This is a genomic window from Paenarthrobacter sp. NPDC018779, from assembly GCF_044391085.1.
Taxonomy (GTDB): Bacteria; Actinomycetota; Actinomycetes; order Actinomycetales; family Micrococcaceae; genus Arthrobacter.
In genome coordinates, this window is record NZ_JBIRZS010000008.1 from 97,121 (window position 1) to 120,415 (window position 23,295).

The 23,295-nt window shown below is 61.3% G+C and carries 18 protein-coding genes and 2 tRNA genes; 11 read left to right on the forward strand and 9 right to left on the reverse strand.

Annotation, left to right across the window (positions count from 1 at the left end; translation table 11 throughout):
* Window positions 1-2,872: 2,872 nt before the first annotated feature.
* The 8 genes from ACH488_RS11155 to rpmH form a co-directional block, all read right to left on the reverse strand.
* The gene (locus ACH488_RS11155; RefSeq protein WP_397324216.1) at window positions 2,873-4,108 is read right to left on the reverse strand and encodes a ParB/RepB/Spo0J family partition protein; all 1,236 of its coding nucleotides are present in this window, start codon (window positions 4,106-4,108) and stop codon (window positions 2,873-2,875) included.
* Between the two features lie 66 nt (window positions 4,109-4,174).
* On the reverse strand, window positions 4,175-5,227 hold the full coding sequence (locus ACH488_RS11160) for an AAA family ATPase (protein ID WP_397324217.1): 1,053 nt from the start codon (window positions 5,225-5,227) through the stop codon (window positions 4,175-4,177).
* Window positions 5,228-5,314: 87 nt separating this feature from the next.
* Window positions 5,315-5,965, reverse strand: a complete 651-nt coding sequence (rsmG, locus tag ACH488_RS11165) for a 16S rRNA (guanine(527)-N(7))-methyltransferase RsmG (protein WP_397324218.1) — start codon at window positions 5,963-5,965, stop codon at window positions 5,315-5,317.
* 6 nt (window positions 5,966-5,971) lie between these two features.
* Window positions 5,972-6,523, reverse strand: a complete 552-nt coding sequence (locus ACH488_RS11170) for a protein jag (RefSeq protein WP_397324219.1) — start codon at window positions 6,521-6,523, stop codon at window positions 5,972-5,974.
* Entirely contained in the window at window positions 6,523-7,491 is a 969-nt protein-coding gene (yidC, locus tag ACH488_RS11175; protein WP_397324220.1) for a membrane protein insertase YidC, read from the reverse strand. The genes ACH488_RS11170 and yidC overlap by 1 nt, the downstream gene beginning before the upstream one ends.
* Before the next feature lie 16 nt (window positions 7,492-7,507).
* Window positions 7,508-7,852: a membrane protein insertion efficiency factor YidD gene (gene yidD, locus ACH488_RS11180; protein WP_397324265.1), complete on the reverse strand. Its 345-nt coding sequence runs from the start codon at window positions 7,850-7,852 to the stop codon at window positions 7,508-7,510.
* Between the two features lie 70 nt (window positions 7,853-7,922).
* On the reverse strand, window positions 7,923-8,333 hold the full coding sequence (gene rnpA, locus ACH488_RS11185) for a ribonuclease P protein component (protein ID WP_397324221.1): 411 nt from the start codon (window positions 8,331-8,333) through the stop codon (window positions 7,923-7,925).
* A gap of 41 nt (window positions 8,334-8,374) precedes the next feature.
* Complete coding sequence (rpmH, locus tag ACH488_RS11190) at window positions 8,375-8,512, reverse strand: 50S ribosomal protein L34 (protein ID WP_011776797.1); 138 nt, start codon at window positions 8,510-8,512, stop codon at window positions 8,375-8,377.
* 465 nt (window positions 8,513-8,977) lie between these two features.
* On the opposite strand from rpmH, the gene dnaA reads away from it, so the two are divergent.
* The 11 genes from dnaA (at window position 8,978) to ACH488_RS11245 (ending at window position 21,147) form a co-directional block, all read left to right on the forward strand.
* Window positions 8,978-10,399, forward strand: coding sequence for a chromosomal replication initiator protein DnaA (dnaA, locus tag ACH488_RS11195; protein WP_397324222.1), 1,422 nt, complete (start codon window positions 8,978-8,980; stop codon window positions 10,397-10,399).
* A gap of 564 nt (window positions 10,400-10,963) precedes the next feature.
* Window positions 10,964-12,088, forward strand: a complete 1,125-nt coding sequence (dnaN, locus tag ACH488_RS11200) for a DNA polymerase III subunit beta (RefSeq protein WP_387437524.1) — start codon at window positions 10,964-10,966, stop codon at window positions 12,086-12,088.
* A gap of 90 nt (window positions 12,089-12,178) precedes the next feature.
* Window positions 12,179-13,063 carry a phosphogluconate dehydrogenase (NAD(+)-dependent, decarboxylating) gene (gene gnd / locus ACH488_RS11205; RefSeq protein ID WP_397324223.1) on the forward strand — a complete coding sequence of 295 codons (885 nt, stop codon included), beginning with the start codon at window positions 12,179-12,181 and terminating at the stop codon, window positions 13,061-13,063.
* A gap of 24 nt (window positions 13,064-13,087) precedes the next feature.
* Window positions 13,088-14,281 (forward strand): DNA replication/repair protein RecF, encoded by a 1,194-nt coding sequence (gene recF / locus ACH488_RS11210; protein WP_397324224.1) that lies wholly within the window; start codon window positions 13,088-13,090, stop codon window positions 14,279-14,281.
* Window positions 14,268-14,822, forward strand: coding sequence for a DUF721 domain-containing protein (locus ACH488_RS11215; protein WP_397324225.1), 555 nt, complete (start codon window positions 14,268-14,270; stop codon window positions 14,820-14,822). The genes recF and ACH488_RS11215 overlap by 14 nt, the downstream gene beginning before the upstream one ends.
* A gap of 336 nt (window positions 14,823-15,158) precedes the next feature.
* Window positions 15,159-17,234 carry a DNA topoisomerase (ATP-hydrolyzing) subunit B gene (gene gyrB / locus ACH488_RS11220; protein ID WP_397324226.1) on the forward strand — a complete coding sequence of 692 codons (2,076 nt, stop codon included), beginning with the start codon at window positions 15,159-15,161 and terminating at the stop codon, window positions 17,232-17,234.
* 62 nt (window positions 17,235-17,296) lie between these two features.
* Window positions 17,297-19,969: a DNA gyrase subunit A gene (gyrA, locus tag ACH488_RS11225; protein ID WP_397324227.1), complete on the forward strand. Its 2,673-nt coding sequence runs from the start codon at window positions 17,297-17,299 to the stop codon at window positions 19,967-19,969.
* Window positions 19,966-20,649, forward strand: a complete 684-nt coding sequence (locus tag ACH488_RS11230) for a DUF3566 domain-containing protein (protein WP_397324228.1) — start codon at window positions 19,966-19,968, stop codon at window positions 20,647-20,649. Before gyrA ends, ACH488_RS11230 begins: the two co-directional genes overlap by 4 nt.
* Window positions 20,650-20,762: 113 nt before the next feature.
* Window positions 20,763-20,836: transfer RNA gene (locus ACH488_RS11235), tRNA-Ile, on the forward strand.
* Window positions 20,837-20,880: 44 nt separating this feature from the next.
* On the forward strand, window positions 20,881-21,000 hold the full coding sequence (locus ACH488_RS11240; RefSeq protein WP_310208192.1) for a DLW-39 family protein: 120 nt from the start codon (window positions 20,881-20,883) through the stop codon (window positions 20,998-21,000).
* A gap of 71 nt (window positions 21,001-21,071) precedes the next feature.
* Window positions 21,072-21,147: transfer RNA gene (locus ACH488_RS11245), tRNA-Ala, on the forward strand.
* Between the two features lie 119 nt (window positions 21,148-21,266).
* On the opposite strand, the gene ACH488_RS11250 is transcribed toward ACH488_RS11245, so the two are convergent.
* On the reverse strand, window positions 21,267-23,264 hold the full coding sequence (locus ACH488_RS11250) for a beta-N-acetylglucosaminidase domain-containing protein (RefSeq protein ID WP_397324229.1): 1,998 nt from the start codon (window positions 23,262-23,264) through the stop codon (window positions 21,267-21,269).
* Window positions 23,265-23,295 lie beyond the last annotated feature (31 nt).

The window sequence follows — 23,295 nt, forward strand, 5'->3', positions numbered from 1 at the left end:
AGCTTCCGGCCCAACTGCACCCACGATATGCAGCGACAGTGATCGTGTCCTGGCGGCTCAGCTATTTACTTGTCGTCCACACCTAACCCCCTGTAGCCCGGCACGTAAGGCTGCTATTCCATGCTTAGTTTCACCAGGCCAGCGAGGCACATGGAGGCTCGGAGGAAGCCCATGATCGACCAAGGCTCATGACTTGCGGTCTCCAGAGTTCACCGACGGCCCCAAGCACACAGTGGACAAGAACACTCGCTGCTCATGGATCCACGGCGCCCTGCCGAGGCTTGGCACTCGGCACTTCGTACCCACAATCAAGTCAGCGAGACGGCACCCGACTTCTACAGCAAGGCTGGCCACAGAGAGGAGGAGAGGGCGGCCCGCCATGTGACAAGGAGAACGGGGTCAGTGGAATGTCGTGCATCGAAGAACAGTCGAGTACTGACGGACGCATGGATGGTGGATGGGTGGTTCAGACCGGCTTACGCTCCGCAATGGATGGGTGGTTCAGACCGCCTTACGCTGCGCGCAGGACTTCGCGGAAGAGCATCTCCGACGAACCACGTGGCATCTGCCAGAAGGATGTGAGGCGCATCTGACCAGACGCGAGTTCTCTCCCTGTCGCTCCTTGACTCTTCTGGTGCGTTGGCGTGCAAGAGTGCACCTACTGGCCGCAGGAGAAGACATACACTGTGCCCGCTGATTAGTCGCCATCACAGCTGGACTTGGTGTTCCCAGTGATAAGTACCCTAAGTTGCCTCAGTCTAGGATGGAGAACCACGACGGCACATGCTCCGCTTTGCCGTCGACCAAAGCCGGCGCCATCGAGACCCGGGGGGTAGCGGGTCGCAGGGGAGTGTGCATCATCTCTGGTGCGCGTCAGCCGACTCTCCCGGCTGAGACTGCTTCGTCTAAATAGCTTCGTCAGCCATGCCAGACAGATGACATCCCGTACTCAGTCACTCAGGGGTCGCCAGCGCACGAAGACTGTAGTCGATACCAACAGTGCAGTCGTAGGGCCTTCGAATCGTCATGCAACGTCAATGCATTAGGGAACAAGACGCGCGGCAGACGAGTACTCAGCATCCAGGTTAGGACCAGGCACCAGCTACCAGCTCTACCAGCTACCAGCTCTACCAGCTACCAGCTACCAGCTACCAGCTACCAGCTACCAGCTACCAGCTACCAGCTACCAGCTACCAGCAAAGATGTTACTCGGCCGACAGACACCATTGGGAGTCCTCATTCCCAAGGCTCAGCCAGCCAGTCAGCTCCACATCCGTAGTCCGCACCGCGCCGCTGATATCAAGGCTCATGGGGCACCGTACCGCATAGAGTCTGGGACAAGAGTCCCGTTGCCACCCCTCTGAGTGATCACCAATGCCGCATCACCAACCAGAATGGGACGAGTTTGGTTTGATTGCTGAGGTTTGGGGAGACGTTCCTCTTCTACTCAAACCCAGTTGAGCAAGCGGTGTTTCACGTGAAACAGTGCCGCAGCCGAGCGGCGAGTGTCCACGCCAGCGCACTGTCGCCCCTTACCTTCAACCGAAGTTCGGTCGCACGGACATCCCGAAGACCCACGGCCTAGGGGATTTCCACCCTTCCATGGACTTTGACACCGCCTGATCGCACTGTGGTACGACCCATCTGTTCCGGCAACGAAACACAATGTTTCACGTGAAACACCAGATCCGAAGCCGCGCGCGCCAGTCCAGCTACCTCCTTCTCCGCTTCCAGAGCCACAGAAAGTCGAGATTCACACCGTTCGCCGCAACCTCCGAACGAATCAGAGGATCGTTGGGCCTATTCATTTCGCACCTATTCACTCAGAATGGCGAGAACTGTCCGTTAACCCCCCATCCTGGGTTCGGCCCCTGCAGGTCAGAGGGATCCTTTGCGTCCCATGCAACACTGCACTTCGTCGAGTTGCTGAACGTCAACATGCACTGTTTCACGTGAAACCAAGGAACAACGGTCATACACGACGCTCATGCCAATGCTTCCGCTTCTGAAATCTCGTTCTAGGTCGCGGTTAGAGCCAGATTCATCGGTGAGTTCCTCAACTGGCTCAGCAGGCTCGAAAGGAGACCACAACCCCATCAGAACGTCACGACTCCATGCGCAGACGAGCAGAAATGAAGCATAGACAGCCCTCAGAGGCGAGCATCGCCGTATGTCCGGCGATCTGACCTAGGAAGTTCTGTTTCACGTGAAACATCCGCCCTCGGCGATACAGGAACCGCGGGAGCTTCTCACCCTAGACCAAAGCTGCTAAAGCAACCCGCCCTTGGACCACTGAGTCGGCGGTGCAAACCCACCGGTCTGTTTACGGCCAGTTACGTGTTGGTAAGACGGTAGGCCTGCCCCACAACAGCTCGTAAGTTGCACAAATCGAACGGATCCAGAGCAGGCCAGCACTATCTGGACAGACTCTTTCGCCCGCATAGCTGGCTCAGGAGGGGCATTCTGCCTGCTCAGCGGTGATAGGCACGAATCTGCGGGAACGAACCCACAAATACCCTTTGCTGCCGCGTATCAGGTCCGGGGCGGCCGAATGCCTGCTGAGCGGGGTACAGGGAGCTGAACCCGTAGATACCCGGTTGCGTATCGCGGGACTTCGGAGACGCGGGGAGGGCCTGCCCAGCGGTCGCTCGGCGAACACGAAATGCCAGAGTGGCCCTATCGGTTCGGGCGCCCAGGCATCCTTCTAATAGCCAGACAAACGCAGCGACGAATGACCGCAGCAACACTGGCCTACCCATGTCCGGGGAGGGCACATTTTGTGGACGCTGCAGGACGGCCTGCACACACGTCTCCCAACAATAATGGGGCCCACTCCGTTGGAAGTGAACCCCATTGAATTGATGAAGGAGAACTAGCCCTCTGCACCGGGACTAAGGACATCCATAATACGGTTGAGGTCCTCGACGCTGGCAAACTCAATGCTGACGCGTCCCTTGCGGGCACCCAGGGTGATCTTCACATTGGTGTCCAGACGATCGGACAGCGAAGAGGCCAAGTAGTCCAAGCGCTCGTGGCGAGCATTGGGCTTGGGGATGCTGTTCTTAGGCGGCGTCGTGGGATCCTGGTACAGGGCCACAGCTTCCTCGGTGGCCCGTACAGACATGCCTTCAGCCACGATCTTCTGTGCCAGGCGCTCCATGGCGGCAGCGTCGGGCAGTGACAGCAAAGCGCGAGCGTGTCCCGCCGAAAGAACGTTGGCGGCTACACGGCGCTGGACCAGCGGTGGGAGCTTCAGCAGCCGGAGCGTGTTGGACACCTGCGGTCGGGAACGCCCAATACGATCGGCGAGCTGCTCATGCGTGGTGCCAAAGTCCTCAAGGAGCTGCTGGTAGGCGGCTGCCTCTTCCAACGGGTTCAGTTGGCTGCGGTGAAGGTTCTCAAGCAGTGCATCCCTGAGGAGGTCGTCATCCGTGGTGTCGCGGACGATCGCGGGGATGGTGTCGAGGCCAGCGGCCTGTACAGCCCTCCAGCGACGCTCGCCCATAACAAGCTCGTACGGTTCTCCACCCTTTTCAGTTGAAGTACGTACAACAATTGGCTGGAGAACGCCGATTTCCCTGACCGAGTGCACCAGCTCCGCCATATCGTCTTCATCGAAGACACTACGCGGTTGCTTGCGGTTGGGGTGGATGTCCGTGACGGGAATTTCGGCAAACCTGGCGCCGGGTACCTCCACCAGCTCAACATCCGATGCTGCAGGTACAGGTGCAGCCGCAGCAGGTGAGGAGGCCGACGTCGTACGGTCTTCAGAAGGGGCCTTCACAGAGGTGGCAGCGGAACGCTTGGCAGCCGGAGCCTTGGCTGCCGGCGTCTTCGCCGCGGTCTTTGCAGGAGCCTTTTCCGTGGAAGTGGAACGTGCACCACTCGCGGTCTTGGAACCAGAGCCCTTGGACTCGGAAGGTGACTCTACAACGGCAGCATCCGCGGTGGGTGCCTCAGTAACCGGTTCGGTCGCTTTGCGTGCGTCGGGGAAGAACAAGTCCACCGGACGCGAAGGCGACGCGCCATTCCCTGCGGACCCTACGGCGGCGGAGCTGGGGATGAGAGCCCCAAGACCCCTGCCAAGGCCTCTTCGCTTTTCGCTCATTGATTCATCCCTCCGATGGATAGCCGAGCGCGGAGCGACTCAGGCTGTTGCAGTGTTTCAAGAATTCTAGCGTTCAGCGATTTCAGCGGCGGCTTCCATGTAGGACAACGCGCCGCTCGATGAGGGATCATACGTCATGACCGTTTGCTGGTAGCTGGGCGCTTCGGAGATACGCACCGAACGCGGCACCACGGCACTGAGAACTTGCTGGGGGAAGTGTTGACGAACTTCCGAAGCCACCTGGGCCGCCAGGTTCGTCCGGCCGTCGTACATCGTCAGGAGAATGGTCGAAACCTCCAGATCCGCATTGAGGTGCTTCTGGATCATCTCGATGTTCTTAAGGAGTTGGCTGAGCCCCTCCAGCGCGTAGTACTCGCACTGGATGGGGATCAGCACCTCACTGGCAGCGCAGAAAGCATTGACTGTCAGGAGGCCGAGGCTCGGCGGGCAATCGATGAAGATGTAGTCGAGCCGGCCCTCACCCGCCTTCTCACGCTCCTTGGCGTAGACGTCGATCGCTCGTCGTAGCCGCTGCTCGCGGGCAACGAGGGAAACGAGCTCAATCTCGGCGCCGGCCAGGTGAATGGTTGCCGGCGCGCAGAAAAGGTTGGGGATATCCGGGCACGGCGCAACAACGTCGTTCAAAGGAAGGTCGTTAATGAGGACGTCGTAGATGCTGTCTACGTCTGCGTGATGCTCGATGCCGAGCGCGGTGGAGGCGTTGCCCTGCGGATCAATGTCTATGACGAGAACATTGAGCCCCGCGGATGCCAGCGCGGCCGCGATGTTGACCGTGGTGGTGGTCTTACCGACGCCACCCTTCTGGTTGGACACTGTGAAGATTCGTGTCTTCTCAGGCTTCGGGAGCTGGCGGCCGATCAGCCGCTCGCGACGCCGGGTCTCGTGCGCGAGTTCGCGGGCAATGGGGCTTGAATCGTCCATGGAGTCCATGAGGTTAGGCCCATCGTCGGTGAGGGTTTCACGTGAAACGGCATTTTCAACCGATTCGGTACGCACAATCGCGGACTGCAGAGATGCTGAGGGTGTGGCCATGGACCGCGCAGACCCCAAAGACATAAATGGGGGGATCCGCTGCGTGGAGGTTTCGCTACTGCCCACTGGTCACACTCTCACTCTCATTCGGCGCTTGCTGCCGTTCTCTAGCCTAACCGCTCCGCCGCCGACACGCGGGAAACCAAGCCCTGCCTAAGCCGTCTTTCCGGGCTTGTTGACGATGATCCTCACCACGGTGGTGGGTTCCTCCAAAAGCTCCTGTCCGCAAACCACAACGGACGTTTCGACGCCGCCGAGCTTACGGATGACCTTCTTTGCTTTCTCGATTTCCTCCGCTGCGCTCCGACCCTTGATGGCAACTACCTCACCCTTGCCGTTAAGCAGCGGAATGGTCAGTCCGGCCAAGTTGGTCAGCGCGGAGACCGCGCGGGCGGTCACAACGTCGGCATCCACGAGGCCTACGGCCAGTTCTGCACGCGTCCGCATGACGGTCACGTTGTCCAGCCCAAGGTCGTCCACCACTTCCTGAAGCCAGATCACGCGGCGCTCCAGCGGCTCGATAAGTGTCAGTTCCAGGTCGGGACGGGCAATCGCCAGGCACAGGCCCGGCAATCCGGCTCCGGATCCAACGTCGGCCACATGCTTGTCCTTGGCAATGGCGGATTCGATGACGGCACAGTTCAGGACATGCCGGCCCCACAAGCGGGGAACCTCGCGGGGACCAATAAGTCCGCGTTCAATACCGGACGTTGCCAGGTGCTCAACGTAGCGCTTGGCAAGGTCCAAGCGTGCCCCAAAAATTTTCTCAGCTGCCTGCAGTTCAGTAGCGGAAATCTCAACCATGAGCCGCTAGTCAGCCGAAACCACGATGTGCCGGCCTGCGCCTTCACCCTCGGATTCAGAGACAAAACCAAGATCGGCCACGGCATCGTGAACAATCTTGCGTTCGTAGGCGCTCATGGGTTCCAGGGCAACCGTCCCGCTGTTGGCTTTGACCTTGGCCACGGCATCTTCAGCGATCTGCTGGAGAACACCGGCACGGTCCTTGCGGTAGCCATTGATGTCCAGCACCAGGCGGGAGCGGTTCTCCGTTGCGGAAAGAACGGAAAGCCGGGCCAGTTCCTGCAGTGCTTCCAGGACTTCGCCGTCACGGCCCACCAGGCTCTCCAGGGCGGCTGACTCTTCTTCGGCTGCAATGGAAATGTAGGTCCGACCGTTGCGGACCTCGATGTCGATGTCGCCGTCGATGTCTGCGATATCAAGGAGCTCTTCGAGGTAATCGGCGGCAATGTCGCCTTCCTCTTCCAGGCGGCTTGCCGTCTTGGACAGCGTCTCTTCCTGGGCGTCGTCCTGGTCTTCAGTCACGGCGGCGGTTACTTCCTCGGTGCTCTCAGCAGACATTACTTCTTCTTCCTGTTCTTACGTTGCGGCTGGACGCGCTGCGCCCTGACTTCAGCAGCAGCGGCGGCAGCGGCAGCCTCGGCGTCGTCATTCTTCTTGCCACCCAGCAGCGGCGGCAAACCCTTGGCGGCCCGACGCTCCTCGAGCGCCTTGGCGGCAGGGGAACCCGGAGTGGGCATACGGCGGATAACGAAGAACTGCTGACCCATGGTCCAGAGGTTGGTTGTGGTCCAGTAGATGAGGACACCGATCGGGAAGTTGATGCCACCAATACCGAACACGAGCGGCAGGATGTAGAGCATCATCTTCTGCTGGCGCATGAACGGGCTGGCGAGGGCTTCCTCGGACATGTTCTTGGCCATGATCTGCTTCTGCGTGATGAACTGCGAGGCAGTCATGGCGAGGATCATGATGATCGAGAGCACCCAGACAGCTACCTCGTTACCACCGGCACCACCGTGCAGCAGCGAAGCCGACAAGGGCGCACCGAAGATGCTTGACTCATCGAACTGGACTACCTGCTGGGCGCTCATGGCACCAATACCGTTGCCGGCATTCTTGGCGTTCGAGATACCCGACAGCACCTGGAACAGCGCAAAGAAGAACGGCATCTGGATCAGCATCGGCAAGCAGGCCGAGAACGGGTTGGTGCCGTGCTTCTTGTACAGAGCCATCTGCTCCTGCGCCATGGCCTGGCGGGAGAGCTGATCGGTCTTGCCCTTGTACTTGGTCTGCAGCTTCTTCAGGTCAGGCTGCAGCAGCTGCATGCCTCGCTGGGCCTTGATCTGCTTGACGAAGACAGGAATGAGGGCAGCACGGATCACCAGCACCAGGCCAATGATGGACAGCGTCCAGGTCCAGCCGTTGGCGGCAGGGAGCCCAATGAAGCTCAGCCCCTCGTGGAAGCCAACCATGATGATTGACACCAACCACTTGAACGGAAACATGATTGTTTCAAAGAAGTCCATACGATATCCCTATTCGTCAGGCCGCAGGGCGGCCTTCTTCATCAGCCTGAGCAGCCAGGAACAGGTCCGGGTTGTTCAGTACAACAATTGTGGGCGTCCGGCCTTCAGGCCAATGACGATGCCCTGCGGGGACGTGGTCCACACCGCCGGCATTCCAGGGGTGGCATTTGGCGAGCCTTCTGGCTGCGAGCCAAGTGCCCTTGACGGCGCCATGCACCGTGACAGCCTCGAGCGCATACGCCGAGCAGGACGGAAAGAATCGGCAAACCTGGCCGTACAGGGGCGAGACCACTTTGCGGTAGGCCTTCAACAGGAGGATCAACACGTTCCTGGGCAGGTCCCAGACGAACCTGCCGATCACGGCGGGCCAGCTTTGGGAAGGAACCTCGTCAGCGGGGTCACCAAAGGAAGGAACGACGGCGGCACTATGGTTATGCACGCGGTGTCCCTTCCGTTGTGGTGCCGTTGCTGCCCGGCGAAGTGTTGCGTGGAGCTGAGCCACCCAGTCGCTTCGTCGTCACTGCCAATGCGGCGTTGTAGTCCGCGAGCAATTGATCCCAACTGGCTGATGCAGCTGCAGGCAATGCTCGGACTACCACCGCCAGGCCCGTTCCATGCTGTTGCAAAGACAACGCGCCTGCTTCTCTCAGTCTCCTCTTAACGAGGTTCCTGGTCACGGCGTTCCCGACGGCTTTGGAGACAATGAAGCCGATTCGACTCGGCTCCGCGGCCCCGATAGGAGCCGTATATAACACTAAGTTCCGGCGTCCATTGCGGACGCCGGAACGTACAGTTGTTGAAAAGTCGGTAGACGTCCGGAGACGGTTTGGGGTGGCTAGCACCGACGAACCCCCGAAAGGACCCTGACCGACAAGTCAGTTATTTAGGCCGACAGCTCGACGCGGCCCTTGCCGCGACGGGCAGCCAGGATGGCGCGGCCGGCACGGGTACGCATACGAAGGCGGAAGCCGTGCTTCTTGGCCCGACGGCGGTTATTCGGCTGAAAAGTCCGCTTGCTCACGTTAGTTACTCCAGTGGATCAAAGGTGCGCCCACCCGATCAAAAGGGGAAGAACTGGCCGACGCTAAGTTTTGTATGTGCCTGCCGCCGTTGCCTCCAGCACGGTGAACGTACCGGGGTGCAACTGATCGCAAAAGCGGACACAAAGGACTTCACAACGTTAGGGCAAAAAGGGACCCCCAGTCAAACCGGGAGCCACCCGGGAAACTGTCCACAACTGTGGCAAACCAGGGGATACAGCCTGTGGATGAACTGGCTCACAGGGCTCGATCAAGAACAACAACGGTGTAATTATCCACAAGCAACTTCCCAGCTATCTTCTGGGGAAATCATCCCCTAGAGTGGCTCAGTAGCCCATTGTCCACCCGCTGTGCATAAGTCTGTGGATTAATCCCCGGAACCACTGCCTGCCGGAGGCTTTTCGGCTGCCAGCAACGCCGGCAAGCAAGTATTTAGGAACACATTGATGACAGTAGACGAAGCCAACCACGCCAATACTGTCGGAAGTTCCTGGCGCAGGGTGCTGAGCCTCCTGGAACAAGACGACCGGGTTTCACCCCGTCAGCGCGGTTTCGTCATCCTCGCCCAGGCACAGGGCCTCATCGGTTCCACCCTCTTGGTTGCCGTGCCCAATGAGCTCACCAGGGAAGTCCTGCAAACGCAGGTCAAAGATGCCTTGGACGATGCCCTTCGCAGCGTCTTCTCCGATGACATCCGTTGCGCCATCGACGTGGACACCGAACTGGTTCCCGTCCACGCGGAGCCGGAACCCGTCGTCGAGCTTTCCGCTGCCCCGGACCTCGCAATGGAACCGAAGCCGCAGCCCACGCCACCCAGCACTTCGCACGAATTTGGCCGGCTGAACCCGAAGTACATCTTCGATACCTTCGTGATCGGTTCCTCCAACCGCTTCGCCCACGCTGCGGCAGTGGCCGTGGCCGAGGCGCCGGCCAAGGCGTACAACCCGTTGTTCATCTATGGCGACTCCGGACTGGGCAAAACCCACCTCCTGCACGCCATTGGCCATTACGCCCGGCGCCTCTACAGCGGTATCCGCGTCCGCTACGTGAACTCCGAAGAATTCACCAACGACTTCATCAACTCCATCCGCGACGACGAGGGCACCAGCTTCAAAACCACGTACCGCAACGTGGACGTGCTCCTGATCGACGACATCCAGTTCCTGGCAGGCAAGGACCGGACACAGGAGGAGTTCTTCCACACGTTCAACGCCCTGCACAACGCCAACAAGCAGGTTGTCATCACGTCCGACCAGCCGCCCAAGATGCTTGCCGGCTTCGAGGACCGCATGACTTCGCGATTCGAGTGGGGACTCCTGACGGACATCCAGCCGCCCGAACTTGAAACCCGCATCGCCATCCTCCGCAAGAAGGGCCTCAGCGAAGGCCTGTCCGCCCCGGACGATGCTTTGGAGTACATCGCCTCGAAGATTTCCAGCAACATCCGCGAACTTGAGGGCGCCCTCATCCGGGTCACGGCGTTCGCCAGCCTCAACCGCCAGCCCGTGGACGTGGCCCTTGCGGAGATGGTCCTCAAGGACCTGATCACCGACGACGGTGCGCAGGAGATCACGGCAAAGCAGATCCTCGACCAGACCGCGGACTACTTCAAGCTCAGCATGGAAGAACTCTGCAGCAAGTCGCGTACGCGCACCCTGGTGACTGCCCGGCAAATCGCGATGTACCTCTGCCGGGAGCTGACGGACATGTCCCTGCCGAAGATCGGGCAGGAGCTGGGCGGCCGCGACCACACCACTGTCATCCACGCCGACCGGAAGATCCGGGAGCTGATGGCTGAGCGTCGTGTGATTTACAACCAGGTCACCGAACTCACCAACCGCATCAAGCAACAGCAGCGGGACTCCTGAATCCACATCGCACCGCGCACTACATACCTTATTAACAGGTGCATGTGGATAACCCTGTGGATTGTTAAGGGGACAAGCGCGGTTAATGGGCTTAAAACCCTTAAGCCATCTGTGGATCGTTAAAAAGTGCCTCTCGAGTTGTCCCCATCCACACCCTGTTTAAAACCCAGTTAACGCACACTCCGTGAACAGGGCTTAACCGCGGATCCGCGCGGCAGGAAGCACTTATCCACAGTTTCCACAACAGTTATTAACACTACGAATCCCAAAAAATCGAAATCCCTCAAATAACAATCACCCTCTCCCACACACCGCCTGCCCCAGGGGAACGGACCAACGGACAGCCGAGGCTGTCCACATAGGGCGAGTCCGGGCAAACGGGGATGGGTTAATCCCAGATGTTCCGGCTAAGCTGTCAGCAGCGCTCCCATCCCTGGGTATGTTTTGTAGTTCGTTAAGCGCGGACCATGCAGCTCCCGGTGCCGGAACGCGGATTTTTGGTGGGTTCCAGGCAGGAATCCGCAGCTACTACCTGGCAGCAGCAATGAAAGGCGGCACCCCTCCGTGAAGTTCAGAGTCGACCGCGACGTCCTGGCAGAAGCCGTCACGTGGACCGCGCGGTCGTTGTCTCCGCGGCCGCCCGTACCTGTGCTTTCCGGCCTCCTCCTCAAAGCCGAGGCTGGAACCGTTAGCCTTTCGAGCTTTGACTACGAGACCTCGGCACGTCTGGAAATCCCCGCAGACATCACCACCGAGGGCACCATCCTGGTCTCCGGGCGACTCCTGGCCGATATCTGCCGAAGCTTGCCTTCCGCTCCCGTGGAAGTTGAAACCGATGGAAGCAAAGTCACCCTCACGTGCCGCCGAAGCAGCTTCCATCTGGCAACTATGCCCGAATCCGAGTACCCGGCTTTGCCTGCCCTTCCAGCCATCAGCGGCACGCTGCCGGGCGATTCGTTCGCCCAGGCCGTTTCCCAGGTGATCATTGCTGCCAGCAAGGACGACACCCTGCCCATCCTCACCGGTGTCCGCATGGAGATCGAGGATGACATGATCACCCTCCTCGCCACGGACAGGTACCGCCTGGCCATGCGGGAAGTTCCGTGGAAGCCCGTCACTCCGGGCATTTCCACCAGCGCTCTGGTCAAATCCAAGACCCTCAACGAGGTTGCAAAGACCCTCGGCGGAAGTGGTGACATCAACGTTGCCCTTGCCGATGACGACAGCCGCCTCATTGGCTTCGAAAGCGGCGGACGCACCACCACTTCGCTGCTGGTGGATGGCGACTACCCGAAGATCCGGTCACTTTTCCCGGATTCCACGCCCATCCACGCAACCGTCCAAACCCAGGAACTGGTTGAAGCCGTTCGGCGTGTGTCACTCGTGGCTGAGCGCAACACTCCTGTTCGCCTCGCCTTCAGCCAGGGGCTGCTCAACCTCGACGCAGGCACCGGCGAAGATGCCCAGGCTTCGGAAGAACTCGAAGCCCAGCTTTCCGGCGATGACATCACCGTTGCCTTCAACCCGCATTACCTGGTTGAAGGCTTGAGCGTCATTGAAACCAAGTTTGTCCGGTTCTCGTTCACGACAGCTCCCAAGCCGGCCATGATCACGGCCCAGGCCGAAGCTGACGGCGAAGACCAGGACGACTACCGATACCTGGTGATGCCGGTCCGCCTGCCCAACTAGCCGCCAATCGTTGATGGTCCGCTGCCCGGATCATCACCACATGACACGGCCTGGAACTTCACGCCACCCTCCGCAGAAAAGAGTCGCACTGTGCACATTGGACTGATCGGTCTTGGAAAAATGGGTTTCAACATGCGTGAGCGCATGCGGAACGGTGGCATTGAGGTAACTGGTTTCGACCGGAATCCGGAGGTCACCGACGTAGCAACGGTCGATGACCTTATTGCCGCACTGCCCACTCCGAGGCTGGTCTGGGTCATGGTTCCTTCTGGCGCCATCACCGATGCCGTAGTCACGGAGCTTGGCGGGAAACTGAGCCCCGGTGACATGGTGATCGACGGCGGAAACTCACGCTTCACCGAAGACCAAAAGCACGCCGCAGCCTTGGCCGAGAAGGGCATTCGCTTCGCCGACTGCGGCGTTTCCGGCGGTGTGTGGGGCCTGCAGAACGGTTACGGACTCATGGCCGGCGGCTCCGAGGAAGACATTGAGCTGGCCATGCCGGTGTTCGATGCCCTCCGTCCGGAAGGCGACCGCGCCGACAGCTTCGTCCACGTTGGCGGAGTCGGCGCCGGCCACTACGCCAAGATGGTCCATAACGGAATCGAATACGGCCTGATGCAGGCGTACGCCGAAGGCTACGAACTGCTGGCTGCCAAGGACATCGTGAAGGATTTGCCGGGGACGTTCCGGGCGTGGCAGAAGGGAACCGTAGTCCGTTCTTGGCTCCTGGACCTCATGGTCAAGGCACTCGACGAAGATCCGGGCCTGGCCTCGATCGACGACTACGTGGAAGACTCCGGTGAGGGCCGCTGGACGGTTGAGGAAGCAATCGCCAATGCCGTGCCCGCTCCAGCCATCACGGCTGCGCTGTTCGCCCGCTTCGCTTCTCGCGAGGACACTTCACCCGCAATGAAGATGGTTTCCGCGTTGCGCCACCAGTTCGGCGGACACGCTACCCGCCCGGCCAACTAAGGCCGCAGGAGTCCAGCAAACGGCGTGTACCTCGAACATCTCTCGCTGACCGACTTCCGGAGCTATGCCCAGGTTGACCTGAAGCTTGGCCCGGGCGTGACTGTCCTGGTGGGTTCCAACGGGATCGGCAAGACGAACCTGATGGAAGCCATCGGCTATCTGGCGACGCTGAGCTCACACCGCGTCAGTTCAGATGCCCCGCTGCTCCGGTTCGGAACCGAACGTGCCCTGATCCGCGCACGGCTGGTGCGTGGCGAACAGTCCAGCATCATCGAGCTGGAGATCAACGCCGGCCGTGCCAACCGTGGACGCATCAACCGCAGAAACCCGGTGCGGGCCAGGGACATCCTGGGCATTTGCCAAACCGTGTTGTTCGCTCCGGAGGACCTCGCCTTGGTCAAGGGGGATCCATCCAACCGCCGGCGCTTCCTGGACGAACTGCTGGTGAGCCTGGTTCCTCGGCACGCGGCGACCCGCAGCGACTATGACCGTGTCTTGAAGCAGCGGAACGCGCTCCTGAAATCCGCCCGAACCGGAAAGTTCACCGCAGGGCACGAGGCAACCCTGGATGTCTGGGACCAGCACATGGCACGCGCCGGCGCCCAACTCCTGCACGCCCGGCTCGAGCTGGTGGAACGTCTGCGTCCGCACTTGAACAGCGCCTATGCACAATTGACGGACGGTTCCAAGGACGCCGGTGCGGTTTACCGCTCAACCATCCAGGGCATCCTTGACGACGACGGCGGTGCAGGCGCCCCGTCAACGGAACCTCCGGCGTCGGCCGAGGACCTCCGGCTGCTGTCCGTGGACGAGCTCACCGAGCGGTACATCCAGGCCTTTGCGGCAAGCAGGAAAAAGGAACTGGAACGCGGAATTTCCTTGGTGGGTCCGCACCGGGACGAACTCGAACTGGTCCTGGGCCAGGCACCCGCCAAAGGCTACGCCTCGCACGGCGAAACGTGGTCCATGTGCCTCTCCCTGCGGTTGGCGTCGTATTACGTGATGCTCGACGACGCCCAAACCGGTGGCACGGCACCGATCCTGATCCTGGACGATGTCTTCGCTGAACTCGACGTCCAGCGGCGGCGTAAACTGGCAGCAATCGTGGCCGGTGCCGAACAGGTGCTGGTGACCGCCGCCGTCGACGCCGACATCCCGGAGGAGCTGGCCGGACGGCGCATAACCGTTGTTCCGGGAGGCATCGATGGCGAGGGATAGCGCCGACGGACGTCAACCCGGCCGGGATCCTGACGAAATCGACGCAGCCCAGGCCGCTTTGAACCGCATGCGCGAAGCCGCGGCCGCGCGCGGTGAAGTGCGTCAACGCGCTCCCCGCCCCGGATCCACTCCCAAACGGACCGGCCTGCGCGACACCAAGGGATTTTCGCAGTTCCACGGAAGCGGCCGCGATCCGTTGGGCCTGGGAAAAGTGGTGGGCCGCCTGGTTGCCGAACGCGGCTGGACGTCGCCGGTTGCCGTGGGATCCGTCATGGCCGAATGGGATGCACTGGTAGGACCGGACATCGCGGCCCACTGCACACCGGAGAGCTTCACCGACACTACCCTCCAGGTCCGTTGCGATTCGACGGCATGGGCCACCCAGCTCCGTTTGCTGAGCACCAGCTTGCTGGAGATGTTCCGGAAAGAGCTGGGCGACGGCGTTGTCACGAGCATCCAGGTCCTCGGTCCGTCGGCGCCCAACTGGCGAAAAGGCGGGCGCAGCGTGAACGGTCGGGGCCCACGGGACACATACGGCTGAACGGCGTGCAGGGCGATTCAACGCCCCCGGGCCGTATAGGCCCCCATCGGGACCTCCACAGGGCCGTTCCAGAGGGGGCCAGTGGCCTCCCATCGGCATATTCAGCTCTCGGCTGCCCTCGTATTTGCAGGGATTCGGGCTTTTCCACGATAGAATTGACCTAGATACTGAGCGCCGGTGAAACACCGTCAGGGGTTCGGGATCCACTGTGGTGGATCCAGGACCCCCTTCGTTGGAGTAATCGGCGCAATCAGTCACGTGCCTTTGAAGGTTCCGCGCATGCCGGGGCCTGATGCGGCGCGGCCGTCATCTATCACAGAGGAGTCGAAAGCGCCTGTGGCTAACGACAATGCAGAGACCTTGGCAGTAGAGCCCGCGGGGGAGGCAGCTTCCACGCCAGCCGCGGCGGAAGCACCCAGGGAATATGGCGCCAGCGACATCACCGTGCTGGAAGGGCTCGAAGCCGTACGCAAGCGCCCCGGCATGTACATCGGCTCCACGGGACCGAGGGGCTTGCACCACTTGGTCTATGAAGTTGTGGACAACTCTGTCGATGAGGCCCTGGCCGGCTTCTGCAGCCACATTGAAGTTACCCTCCAAGCCGATGGCGGCGTCAAGGTTGTGGATGATGGCCGTGGCATCCCCGTGGACATCCACCCCACGGAAGGCAAGCCCACGGTTGAGGTGGTCATGACCATCCTGCACGCCGGCGGCAAGTTCGGTGGTGGCGGGTACGCCGTTTCCGGCGGCCTTCACGGCGTGGGTATTTCCGTGGTCAACGCGCTGTCCCGGCGCGTGGAGACGGAAGTGCGCCGCCAAGGCCACGTCTGGCGTATGTCCTTCGCCGACGGCGGCAAGCCCCAGGGCGAACTGGTCAAGGGTGAGGCCACCGAGGAAACAGGCACGTCGCAGACGTTCTACCCGGACGGCACCATCTTCGAGACCACCGAGTTCGATTTTGAGACGCTGCGGGCGCGCTTCCAGCAGATGGCGTTCCTCAACAAGGGCCTGAAGATCACGCTGACGGATGAGCGGCCGCCCGCAAAGTCAGGCGAAGACGATCTGGATCTCGACGCCGTGGCCACCGAAGGCGAAGTTGCTGCCGAACACCGGACGGTTATCTACGAATACCCCGACGGTTTGCTGGACTACGTCAAGCACCTGAACTCCAACAAGAAGGTGGAAATTGTCCACGAGGACGTCATCGCCTTCGAAACCGAGGACACCGAGCGCCACATCTCCGTGGAAGTAGCCATGCAGTGGACCACTGCGTACTCGGAAAGCGTCCACACTTACGCGAACACCATCAACACCCATGAAGGTGGAACGCACGAAGAGGGCTTCCGTGCAGCGATGACGTCCCTGATCAACCGCTACGCGCGGGAGAAGAGCATCATCAAAGAGAAGGAAGACAACCTTACGGGTGACGACATCCGTGAAGGTTTGACCGCCGTCATCTCGGTGAAGCTGTCCGAGCCCCAGTTCGAGGGCCAGACCAAGACCAAGCTGGGCAACTCCGAGGTCAAGGGCTTCGTCCAGCGCGTGGTCACGGACCAGTTGGGCGATTGGCTTGAGCGCAACCCCGGCCCTGCCCGCGACGTGATCCGCAAAGCCATCCAGGCCGCGCAGGCCCGCATGGCCGCCCGCAAGGCCCGCGATAATGCACGCCGCAAGAGCCCGCTGGAATCCTTCGGTATGCCCGGCAAGTTGTCCGACTGCTCCTCCAAGGACCCGTCGCGTTGCGAGGTCTACCTTGTGGAGGGTGACTCCGCAGGTGGATCCGCCAAGCGCGGCCGCAACCCGGAAACCCAAGCCATCCTCCCGCTTCGAGGCAAGATCCTCAACGTGGAGCGCGCCCGCCTGGACAAGGCCCTCGGCAATGCCGAGGTCCAGTCCATGATCACGGCCTTCGGTACGGGCATCGGGGAGGACTTTGACATCTCCAAGCTGCGTTACCACAAGATCGTGCTCATGGCCGATGCCGACGTTGACGGCCAGCACATCACCACACTCTTGATGACGTTGCTGTTCCGCTACATGCGTCCTTTGATCGAGAACGGCTACGTCTACCTGGCCCAGCCCCCGCTGTACCGGATCAAGTGGTCCAACGCTGCACACGACTACGTCTTCAGTGACCGCGAACGCGATGAAACCATCCGTAACGGTGCCGCCCTGAACAAGAGGCTGCCCAAGGAAAACGGCATCCAGCGCTACAAGGGCCTTGGCGAGATGGATTACACGGAACTGTGGGACACCACCATGGACCCTGAGCGCCGCACCCTCCTGCAGGTGACCATGGATGACGCGCTGGCGGCAGACCAAACCTTCTCCGTGCTGATGGGCGAGGACGTGGAATCGCGCCGAAACTTCATCCAGCAGAACGCCAAGGACGTCAGGTTCCTTGATATCTAGGGCCCTACAGGGTTCCTGAATATTCCAGATCTGACATATACCTGAAACGGAAAACTTAGATTATGAGCGACGAAACTCCTGAAGTCCCGGCGGAAAACCCCGAGTCCGAGAACGTGATCCTCGAGGGCGATGTGCTGACCGACCGCGTGGAACAAGTAGACCTGCAGACGGAAATGCAGCGCTCCTACCTGGACTACGCCATGGCCGTCATCGTCGGCCGCGCGCTGCCCGACGTCCGTGACGGCCTGAAGCCCGTCCACCGCCGCGTGCTCTACGCCATGTTCGACGGCGGCTACCGCCCGGACCGCGCGTTCAACAAGTGCGCCCGCGTTGTGGGCGACGTCATGGGTACCTACCACCCGCACGGCGACATGGCCATCTACGACGCTTTGGTCCGCCTGATCCAGGACTGGACCATGCGGTATCCGCTGGCCCTGGGCCAAGGCAACTTTGGTTCCCCGGGCAACGACGGCGCCGCAGCTCCGCGTTACACCGAAACCAAGATGGCCCAGCTGGCCATGGAGATGGTGCGGGACATTGACGAGGAAACCGTCGATTTCCAGGACAACTACGACGGCAAGAACCAGGAACCCACCATCCTGCCGGCGCGCTTCCCGAACCTCCTGGTCAACGGCTCCTCCGGCATCGCCGTAGGCATGGCAACCAACATTCCACCGCATAACCTCCGCGAGGTCGCTGACGGTGTGCAGTGGGCGCTGGACAACCCCGGTGCAACGCGTGAAGAACTGCTCGAGGCGCTCTTGGTGCGCATCAAGGGACCTGATTTCCCCACGGGCGCCACGATCCTGGGCCATAAGGGCATCGAGGAGGCGTACCGGACAGGCCGCGGCTCCATCACCATGCGGGCCGTGGTGAATGTTGAGGAGCTCCAGGGCCGTACCTGTCTGGTGGTCACCGAACTTCCGTACCAGGCCAACCCGGACAACCTGGCCATCAAGATTGCCGAACTGGTCAAGGACGGCAAGATCCAAGGCATCGCGGACCTCCGTGACGAGACCTCGGGCCGTACCGGTCAGCGCCTGGTGATCGTGCTCAAGCGCGACGCCGTGGCCAAGGTTGTACTGAACAACCTGTACAAGCACACGCAGCTGCAGGACAACTTCTCTGCAAACATGCTGGCGATCGTGGATGGCGTCCCTCGCACCCTGAGCCTGGATGCCTTTATCCGGCACTGGGTTGCACACCAGATGGACGTCATTGCACGCCGCACCCGGTACCGCCTGCGCAAGGCCGAGGAAGAAGCCCACATCCTGCGCGCGCTGCTCAAGGCGCTGGACATGCTGGACGAGGTCATTGCCCTGATCCGTGCCTCCAACACCACGGAGGCGGCACGCGAGGGCCTGATGGAACTCCTGGAGATCGACGAACTCCAGGCACGCGCCATCCTGGACATGCAGCTTCGCCGACTTGCAGCGCTGGAACGCCAGAAGATCCAGGACCGCCACGCAGAACTCGAAGCCATGATCGAGGAGTACAACGCGATCCTGGCCTCGGAAGAACGCCAGCGCCAGATCATCAGTGAAGAGCTCGCCGAGATCGTTGCCAAGCACGGAGACGACCGCCGGACGCAGATCCTCATGGGCTTCGACGGCGATATGTCCGTGGAAGACCTGATCCCCGAAGAAGAAATGGTCGTGACCATCACGCGGGGTGGTTACGTCAAGCGGACCCGCAGCGACAATTACCGTTCGCAACAGCGCGGCGGCAAGGGCATCAAGGGCGCGCAGCTGCGCGGTGACGATGTTGTTGAGCACTTCTTCGTGACCACCACCCACCACTGGCTGCTCTTCTTCACTAACCTGGGTCGCGTGTACCGTGCCAAGGCCTACGAACTTGCTGAAGCCGGGCGTGACGCCAAGGGCCAGCACGTGGCCAACCTGCTGGCGTTCCAGCCGGACGAACACATTGCCCAGGTCCTGGACCTCCGCGACTACCAGCAGGCTCCGTACCTGGTGCTGGCTACGAAGAACGGCCTGGTCAAGAAGACCCGGCTTGAGGACTACGACACCAACCGCTCGGCCGGCGTCATCGCGATCAACCTGCGGGACGAAGACGAACTGGTCTCCGCCCAGCTGGTCAGCGAAACCGACGACCTCCTGCTGGTTTCCCGCAAGGGCCAGTCCATCCGATTCACGGCCACCGATGATGCCCTGCGTCCCATGGGACGTGCGACGTCCGGCGTGACGGGCATGAAGTTCCGTGAAGATGACGAATTGTTGGCCGCGGATGTAGTCCAGGACGGCTCGTTCGTCTTCGTGGTGACCGAAGGCGGTTACGCCAAGCGCACCGCCGTCGACGAATACCGCTTGCAAGGCCGCGGTGGCTTGGGTATCAAGGTTGCCAAACTGGCCGAAGACCGGGGTGACCTGGTGGGCGCCTTGATCGTGCAGGAAGAGGATGAAGTCCTGGTGGTCATGGAGGGCGGCAAGGTTGTCCGCTCGGCCGTCAGTGGCGTCCCCGCCAAGGGGCGTGACACCATGGGCGTCATCTTCGCCAAGCCGGACAAGAACGACCGCATCATCGAGGTTGCCCGCAACAGCGAACGCGGTTTGGAAGGCGAAGAATCCGAAGACGGGCAGGACGATGACGTAACGTTGGCTGCAGAAGACGGCGCTGCTGAAGCGATCGTCACGTCAGAAACGCAAAACGACGCAGACCCGGATACCGAAGCGGGCGCGGAGCTGAATGAAGACAACACCGGAGGTAACGAGTGAGTAATTCCGACTCATATCCCAAGCCGAGCACAGGTGTCCCCGGCGGACTCCGGCAGCCAGCAGGCAACACCCAGGCAGGAACGCCCGCGCCGCCGCAGCAGCGGCCTGGCGCCGGAGCCGCCCGCCCGGCGACCCCGAGCGGCTCCCCGCAGCGTCCGGCCGGGGCTCCAGGCCAGCGCCCCGCCGGTGCGGCCGGCCAGCGTCCGGCCCAACCCGGCCAGCGTCCCGCTTCCGCCGGGCAGCGCCCTGCCGGCGCTCCCGGACAGCGTCCTGCACAAGGCGGTCCGGGCCTGGTCAAGCCTGCTCCCAAGGCCAAGGTTCGCCGTGCCCGGCTCCTGGTTAGCAAGGTGGACCCTTGGTCAGTCCTGAAGATGGCCTTCCTGCTGTCCGTGGCCCTGGGTATTGTCACGGTTGTCGCCGCGATCGTGCTCTGGACTGTGCTGGACCTTACCGGCATCTTCAACCAGGTGGACAGCCTCCTGGGCACCCTCGCCGGTTCTGAAGGCAGTGGCTTCGAGCTGAAGAAGATCGCTTCCCTGGGCCAGGTGGCCTCTTTCGCCACCATTATTGCCGTGGTGAACGTGGTCCTGCTGACTGCACTCTCGATGCTCTCGGCCGTGCTGTATAACATTTCGGCAACGTTGGTTGGCGGCATCGGAGTGACCCTCACCGACGACTAGTCGAAATCCCCGGATTTACGCCGATTCACGCGGAAATCCAACCCGAAGATGCCTCGATTTGAGATCGGGCCGGGATGTGCTGTACAGTCATATCTCGGCCCGATGAGGCATCGGGGCGTATAGCTCAGGCGGTTAGAGCGCTTCGCTGATAACGAAGAGGTCCCAGGTTCAAGTCCTGGTACGCCCACGGAACCTAACAGGTTCAGGAAACTGAACCGGAACGAGGTACTTGTGAAAAAGTTGCTGGTTGTAGTTGCAGCGGCGGTCGCAGGTGTCCTGGTCTATAAAAAGGCACAGGAATCCGAAGCCCGGAAAGATGTCTGGAGCAAGTCAACCGACAAGGTGGACTAGCCGGGACTACCGCTCTGGGACTGGTTAGAACCGGTCCTGAGGTGGGGTATGATTGACGGGTTGCTTCTTATGGGGGCATGGCGCAATTGGTAGCGCACCTGCTTTGCAAGCAGGGGGTTAGGGGTTCGAGTCCCCTTGCCTCCACCATAAGGAAAGTCCCGGTCAGGAATGACCGGGACTATTTCGTTTAAGCCGTTCCGCCCACACGTGCCGTAGGCTCCCATCTGGGTCGCGTTTAGAACTCTCAAAACGCGCACAAATGTGACTCAGTTGGGTGGGACTGTCTTCAGGGCCCTTTCCAGGAACGTTTTCAGTTCGCTGTCGCCCAGCACGGGGGTAACAACGCCAAGATCGAGTGTGGGCTGGGTCTTCGCGCCAGCGGAGGCCAGCGCTGCCTGTACGCTCTTCCGGCCATCAGCAACCGCCGCTGAATTACCCTTCTTTGCAGCATCAAGCGTGGACAAGGCCGCGGTGACGCCGCGGCCGTACTCACCTGCGGCGGTAGCCCAATGCGTGGCATCGTCTGCAAAACCCGGGACGGCCATCTTCGGCAGGAGCTCGGGCAGTCGCTGCAGCAGCGCAGCGCGATCCCGCAATCCCCCGGAAGGTGACCTGCCGGCGTCGTAATCGCTCCAGAACTGGTCAATATCGCGCCGCAGTGCCGGGGCCGACGGTGTGAGCTCGTCGTCCTGCCAGTCTTGGTTCAGGTCCACGAACGCCTTAACGGCGGCCTGCACCTCCGGATCCGGACCGGAAACCTGTGCCAGCGCGGCGTCCATGGACTTTTGCGGACTGTAGGCCGGGCCGTTCCAGGAGTAGTCGGCGTAATTGAAGATCGCGGGCAAGGACAGGTAGGGCTGGATCATGGGGTTGGTGACAACACCGCGGATCGATTGGTAGAGGTCTGCCTCCCGCCCTATGAGCGGGGCCAGGAAGAGGTGGTCCTGCGAGAAGTCGTTCACCGGGTAGTTATCCCAGATGACGAGGTCCCGCGGCGCTCCTTGCGTTCCGTAGCTGCGCCGGGCGGTTTCGGAAGAGTCCCGGGTGATGCGGTGGGACACCACGTCCTCTCCGGTCCACTGCACCACGATTCCGGGATCCAGCGCCTGGCCGAGTTCCTTCTTGTAGGGCGTGCTGCCTGAACCGGAGTAGAAGGTGGGCACTGTTTCCAACGGTTGGAGGCCCTGTTTGCCGGCAGTGAAGCGCTGGTTCAGTTCGTTGAGGAAGGAAGCCTGGGCCTTCGCGAGGTTGGCTTGGCCGGAGCCGAACTCTTTGACGTCCTCGGTGCACTGGACCTTCGTGGCGATGTCGTCCAAGGGAATAACGAATGACCGCACACCCAAAGAGTAGAGCGATTCGAGCTTGGTGACGGCGTCTTCCAGGTCAGCGTCCCGCGAATAGCAAACATCGATCCCTGGCGACAACGCGTACGTGAAGCGGATGTGGTTGGCCGTGGCAGTATCGATGAGCTCCTGCAGTTCCGTGAGCTCCTGGTCCGAGTAAAGCGTCCGCCACTTGTCCCGCAGGAGGGGATCGTCCTTGGGCGAATAGATGTAGGTGTTCATCTTCTGGCGGGCAGCGAACTCGATGATGTCCAACCGGGCCTGATGGGACCAAGGCGTGCCGTAGAAGCCTTCGATGACGCCGCGGGTCTCCATCAACGGCCAGTCACTGACACGGATCGGAGGAACTGAACCGTCCTTCACTACCTGGCGAAGGGTCTGGACAGCGTGGAAGAGGCCGTCCGCATCGCTTCCGGTGAGGACCGCCGTCGGGATTCCTCCGGAGGTTCCCGTGGCCATCGCATAGCCTTCGGCACGCTTGAGTGCTTCCTGGTTGGAGTCCGCACTGTCCCGCCCGAGCTCCTTGAGCACCGTTCCTGCGGAAGATCCCTCCGAGGTTCCAAGGTAGACAGCTGAGGAACCATCGGCCGAACCGTCCACTGTGGCTACCACCTCACCGGTGCCGCCGCTGTCCTTTACCAGGTCCTGGACCGCTGCAAGGGACGGCTGGTCCGTCCCCGGCGGCGCCACGATGTACACCCGACCGTTCAGCGGCACCGAAGGACCGGACGGGGTGCTTGCGCGTTGTGGCACCGGATAGACGCCGGGAAGGCTTGCTGGATGGCCGCCAGGGGCGGGCTGCCGGTCCTTGGACGCAATAAGCCAGCCCGCAACGAGTGCGGCTACCAGAATCGCAGCAGCGGACAGCATCAAGGCCCGGCGCCGCCGCTTGGCTCCGGGATGGGCGGGTGCTGCGTTCAATCAGGTATCCCCTAGGTTTCTGGAACGATGT